Here is a 12,970-nt window from a genome sequence, read left to right as displayed (position 1 = left end):
TCCTACAAAGTTGACTTTTCCTTCCAGCAAAATGACAGTATGCCATTCCATATATGGCTAATCATGAAATCAATTCACTATGAATGATAAATTTTATCCTTTAAGTGGGGTGAGTAATCCCCATCTGCAAACTCTTTTGCCCCGTATTTTACGGCGCCGTCCCAAACTGCAACCTCATTGGCAGCGGTTAAATTTACCCGATGATGATTTTGTTGATTTAGCATGGAGCGAAAATCCTGAAACGGCCTCCCACAAACCACGACTGGTTCTTTTTCACGGTTTAGAAGGTGGATTCAAGAGTCCTTACGCCCACGGTTTGATCAGCGCCTGTCAGAAAAAAGGCTGGCTTGGTGTCGTGATGCATTTTCGTGGATGCAGTGGCGAGCCTAACCGCCAAAAACGCATTTATCACTCAGGAGAAACCAGTGATGCCCGCTATTTTCTCAACTGGTTAACAACGAAGTATGGCAAAGCTCCCACCGCTGCTGTCGGTTATTCTCTTGGCGGCAATATGCTGGCCTGTTATCTGGCAGAAGAGCGGGAGAACGCCCAAGTAGATGCAGCGGTTATTGTCTCAGCACCGTTTATGCTGGAAGCCTGTTCAAAACGGATAGAACAGGGAATTTCTCAGCTTTATCAATATTATTTTCTTAACAAGCTGAAAAGTAATGCCATCCGTAAGTTGCTGCGTTATCCCAACTCTCTGCCTTTGAGCCTTAGCCAACTCAATTCGATGAAAAAACTGCGTGAGTTTGATGATGCCATTACCGCTAAAATCCACGGTTTCAAAGATGCAACCGATTATTATCGTCAGTGCAGCGCACTGCCTCGTTTACCAAATATCACAATACCGCTGTTGATTATCCACGCCAAAGATGATCCTTTCATGGCTCCGGAAGTTATCCCTGAACCAGCCAATTTACCACCCAATATTGAATATCAGATGACGGAACATGGCGGTCATGTTGGTTTCGTTGGCGGTTCTTTGACAAAACCACAAATGTGGCTGGAACAACGTATTCCTGAATGGTTAGTACCTTATTTAGAATCAGTGCATTTAGAATCGGGTCATTTAAAACCAGAGCATTTAGTACTACCATCTTCAACGCCATTGCTCTAAAAAATATCACCGTAAAAAACATCACAGAATCCTCAGGAGGAGCAACAATGATTATCCCGTGGCAACAATTGGAAGCTGATACCCTCCTCAACCTGATTGAGAGTTTTGTCTTACGGGAAGGCACCGATTACGGCGAACAGGAAAAAACTCTTGAACAAAAAGTACAGGATGTCAAACGCCAGCTTGAACAAGGTGAGGTTCTGCTGGTATGGTCTGAATTACATGAAACCGTCAATATCATGCCCAAAGAAATGTTTCACCATCAAGTCTGACTTGTTCTGTTCACCCTAATAGGCTGATTAAAAATATAATCTCCCCAATTTTATTGATAAGGAGTCTGTTCATGTCTGTCAAACACCCTGTCATCGCAATTACTGGTTCCAGTGGAGCAGGAACAACCACTACCAGTGTCGCCTTCCGCAAAATCTTCCAGCAACTTGGCGTAACCGCCGCACTGATAGAAGGGGATAGTTTCCATCGTTATACTCGTCCTGAAATGGATGCCGAGATCCGAAAAGCGAAGGAGCAGGGCAGGCATATCAGTTATTTTGGGCCAGAAGCCAATGATTTCAGTACACTGGAAAAAATGTTTTTTGATTATGGGAAAACAGGGGGAGGTCGCTGCCGAAAATACCTCCATACCTATGATGAAGCCGTACCTTATAACCAACTTCCAGGTACTTTCACCCCGTGGGAATCCCTACCAGCAAATACAGATGTTCTATTTTATGAAGGGTTACATGGTGGTGTTGTCACGCCGCAATACAATGTCGCCAGCCATGTTGATTTGCTGATTGGTGTTGTACCTATCGTCAATCTGGAATGGATACAGAAGTTAATCCGTGATACCACTGAACGCGGGCATTCCAGAGAAGCCGTTATGGATTCCGTTGTACGCTCAATGGATGACTATATTCGTTATATCACACCACAGTTTTCACGCACTCACATCAATTTCCAGCGTGTTCCCACCGTTGATACCTCCAACCCCTTCTCTGCCAAGGCGATTCCTTCACTGGACGAAAGTTTTATCGTGATTCGCTTTCGTGGCCTAACCCAAATTGATTTTCCTTATTTACTGGCAATGCTTCAAGGTTCATTTATTTCCCGTATAGATACTCTTGTCGTTCCGGGTGGAAAAATGGGACTGGCTATGGAATTAATTATGGCACCACTTGTCAAACAATTATTGGAAGGCAAAAAAATCTCATAATTCCAGCATCATTTCACTTTTAATAAAACAGGTAACAAAAAATAACGCTACCTGTTTTATTAAAATAAATAGGCCATTTTTATAACAATAAATCTACCTATCAAAGATGAGATGCAGAAACAGATAAAAAAACATCATAGGGCATTACACTTACCAGAATCTCTTTATTTCTTTTATAAATAACCATTCCTTATGACAGATTTTTGGCAATTCCTTAACATGCTGAAGCGATACAAGAAAAACAGAAACGTTTCTCTATGTTACAAACATAGTTACAATGGTAGACTGGGGTGAGCTGGTGGCCTATATGACTTAACATCAAAATGTCAGTAAACTGATATTTTTAATAATTCATATAAAGCTCCTGCTTGTCATTTTTTTAGTAATTTAACATGTTAATAATTTTTTTTATAAAGCCATCCTGAGATGAGAAACCACAGTTTCTCACAGTGTAAAGGCAGAAATAACAACAGAGGATAAAGCGAATGGTTCTCGGCAAGCCACAAACAGACCCTACTCTTGAATGGTTTTTGTCACATTGCCATATTCACAAATATCCATCCAAGAGCACGCTTATTCATCAAGGCGAGAAAGCAGAAACGCTTTACTATATTGTTAAAGGTTCAGTTGCTGTTCTAATAAAAGATGAAGATGGCAAGGAAATGATTCTTTCTTATTTAAATCAGGGAGACTTCATTGGTGAGCTTGGATTATTTGAAGAGGGGCAAGAACGTAAACGAACGGCATGGGTACGAGCTAAAAGTGCCTGTGAAGTGTCCGAAATTTCCTATAAGAAATTCCGTCAGTTAATTCAGGTTAATCCTGATATCCTGATGCGTTTATCTGCTCAAATGGCAAACCGCCTACAAACTACTTCAGAAAAAGTAGGTAACCTAGCTTTTCTAGATGTTACAGGTCGTATCGCCCAAACGTTACTCAAGTTAGCCAAACAGCCTGATGCAATGACCCACCCTGATGGTATGCAAATCAAAATCACTCGTCAGGAGATTGGTCAGATTGTGGGTTGTTCTCGTGAAACAGTTGGCCGCATTCTGAAAATGTTGGAAGGGCAAAAACTGATCTCAGCACACGGTAAAACCATCGTCGTTTATGGGACACGTTAGTTCCCAACAAGCCTGAACCCCAGCCAGTGCAGCCTGTTACATTCGCACTGGCTTTTTTTGTTGCTTCACCTAACCGTTATATCTACTCAACCATCCGGATATCGCTATATCCAGCCGCATCATGCCTTCTATGATTTCATCCTGAGAAATAACCAAGGATGGTGTAAAACGCAAAATACTGTCTCCCGCACTTAATAACATCAATCCCTGTTCTTCCGCTTGCTGCAATATTTCTCTGGCCTTGCCCTGATATTCTGCTTTCAATACAGCCCCAATAAGCAAGCCTTTTCCGCGAAATTCATGGAAGATGCCATATTTCTGGTTAATCTTTTTCAGGGCATGAATAATCATATCGTGACGTTTTTCCACACCCACCAGCACTTCCGGAGTATTGATGATATCCAAAGCGACACAACCGACAGCACAAGCCAATGGATTTCCGCCATAAGTCGTTCCATGTGTGCCTGTTTCCATTGCAGTCGCTATTGCATCTGTCGTTAACATCGCACTGATTGGGAAACCTCCCCCCAAAGCTTTTGCTGTCGTCAAGATATCCGGCTGTACACCATAATGCTGGTAAGCATATAACTTGCCTGTGCGCCCCATTCCACTCTGAACTTCATCAAAGACCAACAGAGCCTGATGCTTATCGCACAATTCACGTACCCCATGCAGAAACTCCATCGTCGCTGGAGTGACTCCCCCTTCTCCCTGAATTGGTTCTAAAACAACAGCACAGCAGTAATCATCGATCGCTGCCCTGACAGCATCCAGATCATTAAAAGGTACATGAACAATATCAGCAGGTTTGGGGCCAAATCCTTCAGCGTATTTCGGCTGCCCTCCTACCGAAACAGTGAAAAAAGTGCGCCCATGAAACGCCTGATGAAAAGCAATAATTTTAGTCTTGTTGGGATGATGGCGAGTAATCGCATAGCGACGCGCTAATTTGAATGCAGCTTCATTAGCTTCTGCTCCCGAATTAGCGAAAAAGACCTTCTGCGCAAAGGTCGCATCAATCAATTTTTGTGCTAAGTTTAAGGCGGGTTCATTGGTAAAAACATTACTGACATGCCACAATTTTTCACCTTGCTGTTTCAGGGCATCCACCAAAGCAGGATGACAATGCCCCAGAGCCAAAACAGCGATACCACCGGCAAAATCAATGTATTCTTTTCCCTGTTGATCCCATACTCGACTGCCTTGTCCTCTGATAGGAATAAAATTTGCTGGTGCATAAATGGGCAACATTACCTGATCATAGTTATTTCGGTTTATTGCTTTATTTTCTACCATTTCCCTCACCTTATTTTTATATTTGCCATTTAAAAGTGAAATAATAATCATTAAATATGAATAAAAAATCACGCAAGGGCAAATAAAAAAACAACCGAATGAGGGAGTAAAGATAGTATCTGATTAATATTTGAGGAAATTATTCAATAGTTCATGCCCCTGTTCACTAAGAATGCTTTCCGGATGAAATTGCACTCCTTCCAGTGGCAAAGTACGGTGACGTATTCCCATGATTTCATCCACATCACCATTACGCTGACTCCATGCCGTCACTTCAAATGAAGCAGGAAGCGTTTCTGCGGCAATGACCAAAGAATGGTAACGCGTGACGGTTAAGGGATGATCCAACCCTTTGAATACTCCTTGCTGGCTATGGTGGAGCAAACTGGTTTTTCCATGCATCACTTCACGGGCTTTAACAACACTGGCTCCAAAAGCCTGTCCTATCGCCTGATGCCCCAAGCATACGCCGAGAATGGGCAATTTCCCTGCAAAATGTGAAATCGCTTCCAGTGAGATCCCTGCTTCATTTGGTGTGCAAGGGCCTGGAGAAATAACTAAATGTGTAGGTGCCAAATCTTCGATATCTTCAAGCTGTAGCTCATCATTACGCTTAACTAAAACCTCTGTCCCTAATTCACAAAAATATTGATATAAATTGAATGTAAAAGAATCGTAGTTATCTATTATTAATAACATAGGAGTATATCCTACTGATTTTATAGTTTTATAAGTTGCCCTACCCCATTGGGGTATTATGCATTCTGTATTACGGTAAAATCAGGTAAAGCAGTATCAACGGCAACGGGGAGCTCATCATACCACAGAAGCATTCGAAAATAGAGATGCGGAAAAATGGCGAAAAGAAGAACAACGGAGAGGAAACAAACGGTATTCAAACAACTATTAATGATTATCTGAATACCATACTATGTCAGTTTGAATTATTAACGCTCAATCTTGGCAGACAAGAGCACTATAGGTTTCACGGGTACATTTTGATAAGGTCCGGCATTTTCTGTTTTGACCTGAGCAATTTTATTAACCACGTCCATGCCTTTTACTACCTTCCCAAAAACTGCATAACCGAAGTCACGCTGCCCGTGGTCAAGAAAAGCATTATCAGTCACATTAATGAAAAACTGGGCGGTGGCGCTATCCTTATCTGCGGTTCGAGCCATCGCAATAGTGCCACGAAGATTACGCAGACCATTATCTGCTTCATTTTTGATTGGCGCTCTGGTGGGCTTCTGTTTCATATCTTTTGTGAAACCGCCCCCCTGAATCATAAAACCTGGGATAATACGATGAAAGATAGTGTTGTTATAAAATCCCTCATTGACATACTTAACGAAATTCTTGGTAGTAATTGGAGCTTTATTGCTATCTAACTCAAGTTCGATTTCTCCTGCCGATGTTACCAGCTTCACGTGAGTTTCAGCAGCCAATGCTGGGACAGCAACTGCACTGATAGCACATGCCGTCATAAGCGACACAAAAATACGTTTAAACATTAATGATTCCTTTATTTTTGAGGTCAACAATAAACTCATAACAACAAAACTTATTAAGTGTAAGCCCCAATGGAATTAACTTCCAAAGATTTACCTACCTTTACGAGTATTTTGGGTTGATAGGCGAATAATCTATCGATATTACTTTTATATTCGCATATTTTGGTAAGAGTTATTTTGCGAATAACCTCCATATTGATGTGCTTTCTGCACTAAGGAACATCAATATCGTATTCATCACGTATTGAATGCATAAAACCAAAACTCTCATCCAAATTTTAGGCCGGCAGCAATTGCAGAACAGTTGATATCGTCACCAATGAGATAAGTAGGGAAATGATAATAGAGAGGGAAATAACTTCTTGTTTGAAGCCATATTTATTGGCAAAAACGTATACTCCAGCGCCGATAGGCTGTGCAGCCATAATAATAGCGACAATTAACCAGATATCATCTGTCTGTTGCATGCCAAGCAAATAATAAGCGCAGATAAACGTAACCAAAGGTTGTATCCCCAATTTGAGTAACAACATCGGTACAACCAGTTTTAACGCTTCTCCATTGATATGCTCTTTGAATTTAAGCCGGGATAATCCCAACCCCAGAGCGAACAACGCCGTAGGCCCTGTGGCATTACCAAGAAATTCCGCAACTAATTGCAAAAATTCTGGAACGGGAATATCGAAGCAAACAAAGGCCAAACCCATCATAACTGAAATCATCAACGGATTACTTAATGTGGCCTTTAATGCCTTAATAAAACTTTGGCTAATGGATGTTTTGCTACCTGATTGACGAGCAGAAAGAATATCGTAAGTAATGATGACAACTATAATAACCGGAATATTATGCAGGATCGTAGCTATAGCGGCGGGAAACGCAGCAGATTCCCCATAGACGGAGATCAGGATTGGGAGCCCCAGATATCCGGTAGTGCCATAACACGCCCCCATACTTAAAATCGACGATTGAGGCAACATAACGCCCATAAATTTAGCTAGCAACATCCCTGAAACATACGTGACACCAATACCAGCCAAGCTGGCAACTATAAATTTCCACTGTTGCAATTCACTCGTATCTGCTCGAGCAATAGCAAGAAACAATAAGGCAGGCAATGCAATATAAAGTACATAATCATTAATTAATTTATCGGAATGACCGCTATCAGGATTCAAGCGGCCAAAACAATATCCGACAAAGATAACCAAAAATATTGGCACAACTGTCATAAACATTTGGGCTGATTCCACATGAATTTTTATATAACGTCTCGAAAATTTCCCTGGCGCATTAGACTTGCTGTAGCTATTCAAAATAAATATTTGTTATATTTTTGATAATATTGCGATAACAAATTAATTTTGTTAAATAAAAAATTCCTTTCTTATCATTGAATTTATCAATGATGACAACAGAGGCAACTCTATGAAACAGGATATTTGCATTAATCGTTTTGACGGACGTGGCATAACACTTGAGCAACTACGTGCATTTGTCCTCGTAGCTACACATGGTGGATTTGCCAAAGCTGGCGAAGAATTAGGCCGCACACAACCTACGCTTAGCCTTAGCATTAAACGACTTGAGGAAGATATTGGATGCCGTTTAATTGATCGGCGACAAGGCTCAATTATCGGGTTGACCGATGAAGGTAAACAACTATTACCAGCAGCCAGAGATATTCTTTCCCGTATGACACAAGCACTGCAATCAGTGAAAAAATTCCGGTTAAGAGGAAAAATTGCGCTTGGTGTCCCCGATGATTTCAGCATTAAAAATCTGTATAAAGCGATCTCTTGGTGCCTGTCTGAACATCCCGAATTAAAAATAGAAATTACAGCAGCCTCATCACCGGTACTTTCTACCCTATTGGAAAAACGGCAACTGGATATAGCCATTACTAAAGAAATAGCAGGCCAGCCGACCAACACCAATAATAAAAGTATCTTGAGTATTGAACCGTTATATTGAGTTGCTTCTAAAATAGAACACTTCAATGAACATCAAGAAATTCCTCTGGTTATTTTCCCTGATGGCTGTGTCATTCGCCAATGTGCCATAAAAGCACTGGAACATGTGGGCAAACCTTACTTCTTTGCGTATGTCAGTGCTTCATTTGAGAACGTGAAAAGTGCAATAGAACACGGTTTGGGAATTGGATTATTGCCACGTAATTCATTAAACGATGCTCTGTATGTATTGTCTTCCGAACACGGTGTACCCAGCACGCCAACAATTCAGCTTGTTTTGCATGTCGCAGCTCAAGGGGAATTATATTCACTTTTCGCCGACTACTTGCGCCGTTCGTTATCAGAATAAAGTTACGCCTGTCCACAAGCAGTAGCTCTCGGTATAATCACCGCGCTATTTTTGTGTATTCCTCGGGGAGAAAACCATTTTGACCATCAAGAACTACAACTATCATATGACCCACTTTATCACGAGTGCACCTGACATTCGCCACCTGCCTCAAGATGTGGGCATTGAGGTCGCGTTTGCCGGTAGGTCAAATGCGGGCAAATCCAGTGCCCTGAATGCACTGACCCGCCAAAAAAGCCTTGCGCGCACCAGTAAAACCCCCGGCCGTACCCAGTTGATTAACCTGTTCGAAGTCGAAGAAGGGGTTCGATTGGTCGACTTGCCGGGCTATGGTTACGCTGAAGTACCAGAAGAGATGAAGCGCAAATGGCAGAAAGCCTTGGGGGAGTATCTCCAGAAGCGCGAATGCCTGCTAGGGCTGGTGGTTTTGATGGATATCCGCCATCCGCTGAAAGATCTGGATATGCAAATGATCGAATGGGCTATCGTGATGCAGGTGCCTGTCATGGTATTGCTGACTAAAGCCGATAAACTGGCATCCGGTGCCCGCAAGAGCCAATTGGCGAAGGTTCGTCAGGAATTGGCCTCTCTGGATGGTGATATTCAGATCGAATATTTCTCCGTCCTGAAAAAAATCGGCATCGATAAACTAGAGCAAAAACTTGACCTTTGGTTCAATCAACCAGCCATTGAAGCGGAATAGTACCCGCTCCTGATCTTACCCCGCCCCTATAAACCGGACATAAAAAAACGCCCCAGTCAAAAAAGATGACTGGGGCAGCTAATATTCAGCTAAATCCGATTACGTGAAGTAAAAGGTCTGAAAGATAGAACATCTTACCTCTGTACCCTACATTGGTAACTTTAACCTATTCCTTTAATCAAAAAAAGAGTTTTTTGTAATTAATTTTCATAAAATACCTCGATTCAGCCGCTAGCATTTAAGTAAAATAGGTTATACAGACACCATTTATGTAGTTTAATTACATATTTGTGAGATCTAGATCTTATCTCAAACCTAACCTAAATTCTTGTTACAAGCCTCTTAATGGCGTAATTGAGTTTATTTCCGTGCATTGAACAAACTGTGTTTTCATAAAAATCATTCAATAAAAAAATACCGCCATAAAAACACAGTCATAAAAAAAGAACCGCACTTCTGCGGCTCTTTTTCAGTTTCTAAGATGAAAATTCTGAGATAAAAGGCATATCAATGTGCCTGATCCCAATTATTGCCAACCCCAACATCCACTTTTAACGGCACATCAAGCAGCATACTTTGTTCCATCAACTCTCTGATTTTCTGCTCTGCGGTCTCCAGCTCTGATTCGTGCACTTCAAATACCAGTTCATCGTGAACCTGCATGATCATACGCACATTTGGCTGCTCACTGACAATCCAGCTATCTACCGCAATCATCGCCAATTTAATGATATCCGCCGCCGTACCCTGCATAGGTGCGTTGATAGCTTCACGCTCTGATGCCTTGCGGCGCATGGCGTTACGTGATTTTATATCCGGCAGGTACAACCGACGACCTTCCAATGTTTCGACAAATCCATGATCAGCCGCTTGCTGGCGGGTGCGTTCCATATAAGTCAATACACCCGGATAACGCTCAAAATAGAGATCCATATAACGCTGTGCTTCACCGCGCGGAATACCTAACTGACGGGATAAACCAAACGAACTCATGCCATAAATCAAGCCAAAGTTAATTGCTTTAGCACTGCGGCGTTGCTCGCTGGTCACTTGTTCCAATGGCACACCGAACACTTCCGCAGCCGTCGCACGGTGGATGTCCTTACCTTGTGCAAATGCCTTCAGCAGCCCTTTGTCTTGCGATAAATGAGCCATAATGCGCAGTTCAATCTGTGAATAGTCCGCCGCCATAATTCTGTAGCCTTCTGGCGCAATAAATGCCTGACGAATGCGTCGTCCTTCTTCATTGCGGACAGGAATGTTTTGCAAATTTGGATCACGGGAAGAAAGGCGCCCTGTCGCAGTTACCGCCTGATGATAAGAGGTATGAACGCGATTTGTCAGTGGGTTCTCCATCTGAGGCAATTTATCCGTATAAGTGGATTTCAGTTTTGCCAGACCACGATGTTCCAAAATCACTTTGGGTAATTCATGGTTTTCCGCCAACTCTTCCAACACTTCTTCATTCGTTGATGGTGCGCCATTCGGCGTCTTTTTCAGCACAGGCAAGTTCATTTTTTCAAATAGAATGACTTGCAACTGTTTTGGCGAAGCAAGATTGAATTCTTCCCCTGCCAGCTCATAAGCGGATTTTTCCAGTTCATCTAAACGTGCAGTGATTTCCCTTGAATGTTTTGCTAACGTTTGAGCATTGATCAATACCCCCGTTCTTTCCATGCGGGACAATACCGGCACCAGTGGCATTTCGATCTTCTGGAAAATTTTTTTCAGGGTTGGGACACTTTCTAACTGAGGATACATGGCCTGATGCAGTCTCAGAGTCACATCCGCATCTTCTGCCGCATATTTTGAAGCTTCCTCCAATGGGATTTGATTGAAGGTAAGTTGTTTTTTACCCTTGCCTGCAATTTCTTCAAATGTAGTGGTTTTATGCCCCAGATGGCGATCAGCAAGGCTATCCATGTCATGCCGCCCACCAACACTGTTCAAAACATACGATTCCAGCATGGTATCAAAAACAATTCCATTCAAAGCAATGTCATAACGCGCCAGAACACCACGATCAAATTTCAGGTTTTGACCAATCTTAGGCAAGTTAGCATCTTCCAGTAGCGGCTTTAATACAGCGAGAACTTCATGCAGATCCAATTGCTGTGGCGCATCCAGATAATCGTGTCCCAATGGCAGATAAGCGGCTTCAACTTCTGATTCTCCCGCTTCTGATTCCCCCACGGCAATGGCAAAAGACATTCCCACCAGATTGGCTGTCAGGGTGTCCAAACCGTCGGTTTCAGTATCAAAAGAGAATGCCGGAGCCTGTTTCAGTTTTTCAATCCACTCATCAAGGGATTGGCGTTCAAGGATGGTTTGATAGCTTTCCGGCGAAATTTTGACAGCAGTGGATTCAATTGACACTGATTCTGATTTATCTGATTTATTAATAGCGCCTGCGGCGGGTTTCTGTCCGCTCCTTTCCAGCCAACTACCATTCTGTACGTCACTGATCCAACGTTTGAACTCATAATGACTGAATAGTGTCAACAATTCATCCGTATCCGGCGGCATAACGGAAAGCTCCAGACAGGTCTTATCCATCTCAACATCAGTTTTGATGGTTGCCAATTGGTAGGAAAGATAAGCCACCTCTTTATGCTGCTCCATTTTACCGCCCAATGTTTTGGCTCCACGGAAACCAAGTGTGGCAATCTCATCCAGTCGGGCATAGACCTCATTCAATCCACCGATACCCTGCAATAGCCCCAGAGCTGTTTTCTCACCCACTCCCGGTACACCCGGAATATTATCGGAAGAATCTCCCATCAGGGCGAGAAAATCGATAATCAGTTCAGGAGGAATACCGTATTTTTCCGTAACCTCGTCCGGCCCCAAAATGGTGTTGGTCATAGTATTAATCAATGTAATGTTTGGCGTCACCAATTGCGCCATATCTTTATCACCAGTACTGATCAGAACTGAACGGCCTTCTTTTTCAGCCTGCAAGGCCAGTGTACCAATAACATCGTCAGCCTCAACGCCCGGAACAACCAGAATTGGCAGCCCCATTGCCTTGACCATCTTGTGCAACGGCTCAATCTGTGAACGTAAATCATCCGGCATTGGCGGCCGATGAGATTTATATTCAGCAAACAGCTCATCACGGAACGTTTTACCCTTAGCATCAAACACAACCGCCACATGACTGGGTTTGTACTGCATGATTAAACTTCGCAGCATGTTCAGCACGCCATACATGGCGCCCGTCGGCTCTCCTGAACTGTTTGTCAGTGGAGGAAACGCATGGTATGCACGATAAAGGTATGAAGAACCATCAACCAAAATCAGGGGATTGTCTGCTATCTGTGCCATAAAATTTTCTTCGTCGTTCTGTGGGATGAATAAAGAATAGAATGCCATACTGTGTCGTTATAGACGAATATTGCGGAAATTTTCTCGTACTAACTTGCATTTTATGACAAATATTCTGATGAATACTCTGTGGATAACTTTGTGCACAAAAAATGGCACATAAAACAGATTTATGTTTATAACTGCAAAGAGTGAATAACTGGAGGCAAAAATCAATGAATTACGCGGAGTATTACAGAAATATGACAACCGCTTTAAAATCACTGAATTGTGGATATTACCGGTGTTTATGTTATGAAAGGTGTTTCTTGGCAAGTATTGTGCCAATTCTATCATAGTTGGCACAATACC

The 12,970-nt window shown here is 42.5% G+C and carries 13 protein-coding genes; 7 read left to right on the top strand and 6 right to left on the bottom strand.

The genetic code is table 11. From position 1 onward, the window contains the following. Positions 1-79 precede the first annotated feature (79 nt). The 4 genes from Xvie_RS13450 to crp all read left to right on the top strand — a co-directional run bounded on the left by Xvie_RS13450 (position 80) and on the right by crp (position 3,457). Complete coding sequence (locus Xvie_RS13450) at positions 80-1,120, top strand: hydrolase (RefSeq protein WP_086109823.1); 1,041 nt, start codon at positions 80-82, stop codon at positions 1,118-1,120. Between the two features lie 47 nt (positions 1,121-1,167). Continuing rightward, positions 1,168-1,392 (top strand): YheU family protein, encoded by a 225-nt coding sequence (locus Xvie_RS13445; RefSeq protein WP_086109822.1) that lies wholly within the window; start codon positions 1,168-1,170, stop codon positions 1,390-1,392. 71 nt (positions 1,393-1,463) lie between these two features. Beyond that, entirely contained in the window at positions 1,464-2,333 is an 870-nt protein-coding gene (locus Xvie_RS13440; protein WP_086109821.1) for a phosphoribulokinase, read from the top strand. A 485-nt stretch (positions 2,334-2,818) separates the two neighbouring features. Continuing rightward, on the top strand, positions 2,819-3,457 hold the full coding sequence (crp, locus tag Xvie_RS13435) for a cAMP-activated global transcriptional regulator CRP (protein WP_086109820.1): 639 nt from the start codon (positions 2,819-2,821) through the stop codon (positions 3,455-3,457). A gap of 69 nt (positions 3,458-3,526) precedes the next feature. Here crp and Xvie_RS13430 read toward each other — a convergent pair whose 3' ends face one another. The 4 genes from Xvie_RS13430 to Xvie_RS13415 form a co-directional block, all read right to left on the bottom strand. Further along, positions 3,527-4,753 (bottom strand): aspartate aminotransferase family protein, encoded by a 1,227-nt coding sequence (locus Xvie_RS13430; RefSeq protein WP_208612588.1) that lies wholly within the window; start codon positions 4,751-4,753, stop codon positions 3,527-3,529. Between the two features lie 123 nt (positions 4,754-4,876). Beyond that, positions 4,877-5,452 carry an aminodeoxychorismate synthase component II gene (locus tag Xvie_RS13425; RefSeq protein WP_086109818.1) on the bottom strand — a complete coding sequence of 192 codons (576 nt, stop codon included), beginning with the start codon at positions 5,450-5,452 and terminating at the stop codon, positions 4,877-4,879. Positions 5,453-5,700: 248 nt separating this feature from the next. Further along, on the bottom strand, positions 5,701-6,267 hold the full coding sequence (gene ppiA / locus Xvie_RS13420; RefSeq protein ID WP_086109817.1) for a peptidylprolyl isomerase A: 567 nt from the start codon (positions 6,265-6,267) through the stop codon (positions 5,701-5,703). A 278-nt stretch (positions 6,268-6,545) separates the two neighbouring features. Next, positions 6,546-7,505, bottom strand: coding sequence for an AEC family transporter (locus Xvie_RS13415; RefSeq protein WP_086109816.1), 960 nt, complete (start codon positions 7,503-7,505; stop codon positions 6,546-6,548). A gap of 190 nt (positions 7,506-7,695) precedes the next feature. On the opposite strand from Xvie_RS13415, the gene Xvie_RS23245 reads away from it, so the two are divergent. From Xvie_RS23245 to yihA, 3 genes are all read left to right on the top strand, one after another. Continuing rightward, entirely contained in the window at positions 7,696-8,241 is a 546-nt protein-coding gene (locus Xvie_RS23245; protein WP_244175646.1) for a LysR family transcriptional regulator, read from the top strand. 12 nt (positions 8,242-8,253) lie between these two features. Continuing rightward, positions 8,254-8,589 carry a LysR substrate-binding domain-containing protein gene (locus Xvie_RS23240; protein ID WP_339373921.1) on the top strand — a complete coding sequence of 112 codons (336 nt, stop codon included), beginning with the start codon at positions 8,254-8,256 and terminating at the stop codon, positions 8,587-8,589. Between the two features lie 79 nt (positions 8,590-8,668). Beyond that, on the top strand, positions 8,669-9,292 hold the full coding sequence (gene yihA, locus Xvie_RS13405) for a ribosome biogenesis GTP-binding protein YihA/YsxC (protein ID WP_086109815.1): 624 nt from the start codon (positions 8,669-8,671) through the stop codon (positions 9,290-9,292). Between the two features lie 85 nt (positions 9,293-9,377). Here the strand turns inward: yihA and spfP are convergent, their stop codons facing one another. Next, the gene (spfP, locus tag Xvie_RS26665; protein ID WP_438361642.1) at positions 9,378-9,425 is read right to left on the bottom strand and encodes a small protein SpfP; all 48 of its coding nucleotides are present in this window, start codon (positions 9,423-9,425) and stop codon (positions 9,378-9,380) included. Between the two features lie 374 nt (positions 9,426-9,799). Beyond that, complete coding sequence (gene polA, locus Xvie_RS13400; protein WP_086109886.1) at positions 9,800-12,619, bottom strand: DNA polymerase I; 2,820 nt, start codon at positions 12,617-12,619, stop codon at positions 9,800-9,802. Between the last annotated feature and the right edge of the window lie 351 nt (positions 12,620-12,970).

This window comes from Xenorhabdus vietnamensis, assembly GCF_002127535.1.
Taxonomy (GTDB): Bacteria; Pseudomonadota; Gammaproteobacteria; order Enterobacterales; family Enterobacteriaceae; genus Xenorhabdus; species Xenorhabdus vietnamensis.
Note: the sequence above shows the minus strand (reverse complement) of the source record. Positions and strands in the feature narration are given on the sequence as shown.

Bases quoted from the DNA above. Each gene is read 5' to 3' on its own strand.
- Xvie_RS13450 (WP_086109823.1), top strand. From the start codon at position 80: ATGAATGATAAATTTTATCCTTTAAGTGGGGTGAGTAATCCCCATCTG.
- Xvie_RS13445 (WP_086109822.1), top strand. From the start codon at position 1,168: ATGATTATCCCGTGGCAACAATTGGAAGCTGATACCCTCCTCAACCTG.
- Xvie_RS13440 (WP_086109821.1), top strand. From the start codon at position 1,464: ATGTCTGTCAAACACCCTGTCATCGCAATTACTGGTTCCAGTGGAGCA.
- crp (WP_086109820.1), top strand. From the start codon at position 2,819: ATGGTTCTCGGCAAGCCACAAACAGACCCTACTCTTGAATGGTTTTTG.
- Xvie_RS13430 (WP_208612588.1), bottom strand. From the start codon at position 4,753: ATGGTAGAAAATAAAGCAATAAACCGAAATAACTATGATCAGGTAATG.
- Xvie_RS13425 (WP_086109818.1), bottom strand. From the start codon at position 5,452: ATGTTATTAATAATAGATAACTACGATTCTTTTACATTCAATTTATAT.
- ppiA (WP_086109817.1), bottom strand. From the start codon at position 6,267: ATGTTTAAACGTATTTTTGTGTCGCTTATGACGGCATGTGCTATCAGT.
- Xvie_RS13415 (WP_086109816.1), bottom strand. From the start codon at position 7,505: ATGTTTATGACAGTTGTGCCAATATTTTTGGTTATCTTTGTCGGATAT.
- Xvie_RS23245 (WP_244175646.1), top strand. From the start codon at position 7,696: ATGAAACAGGATATTTGCATTAATCGTTTTGACGGACGTGGCATAACA.
- polA (WP_086109886.1), bottom strand. From the start codon at position 12,619: ATGGCACAGATAGCAGACAATCCCCTGATTTTGGTTGATGGTTCTTCA.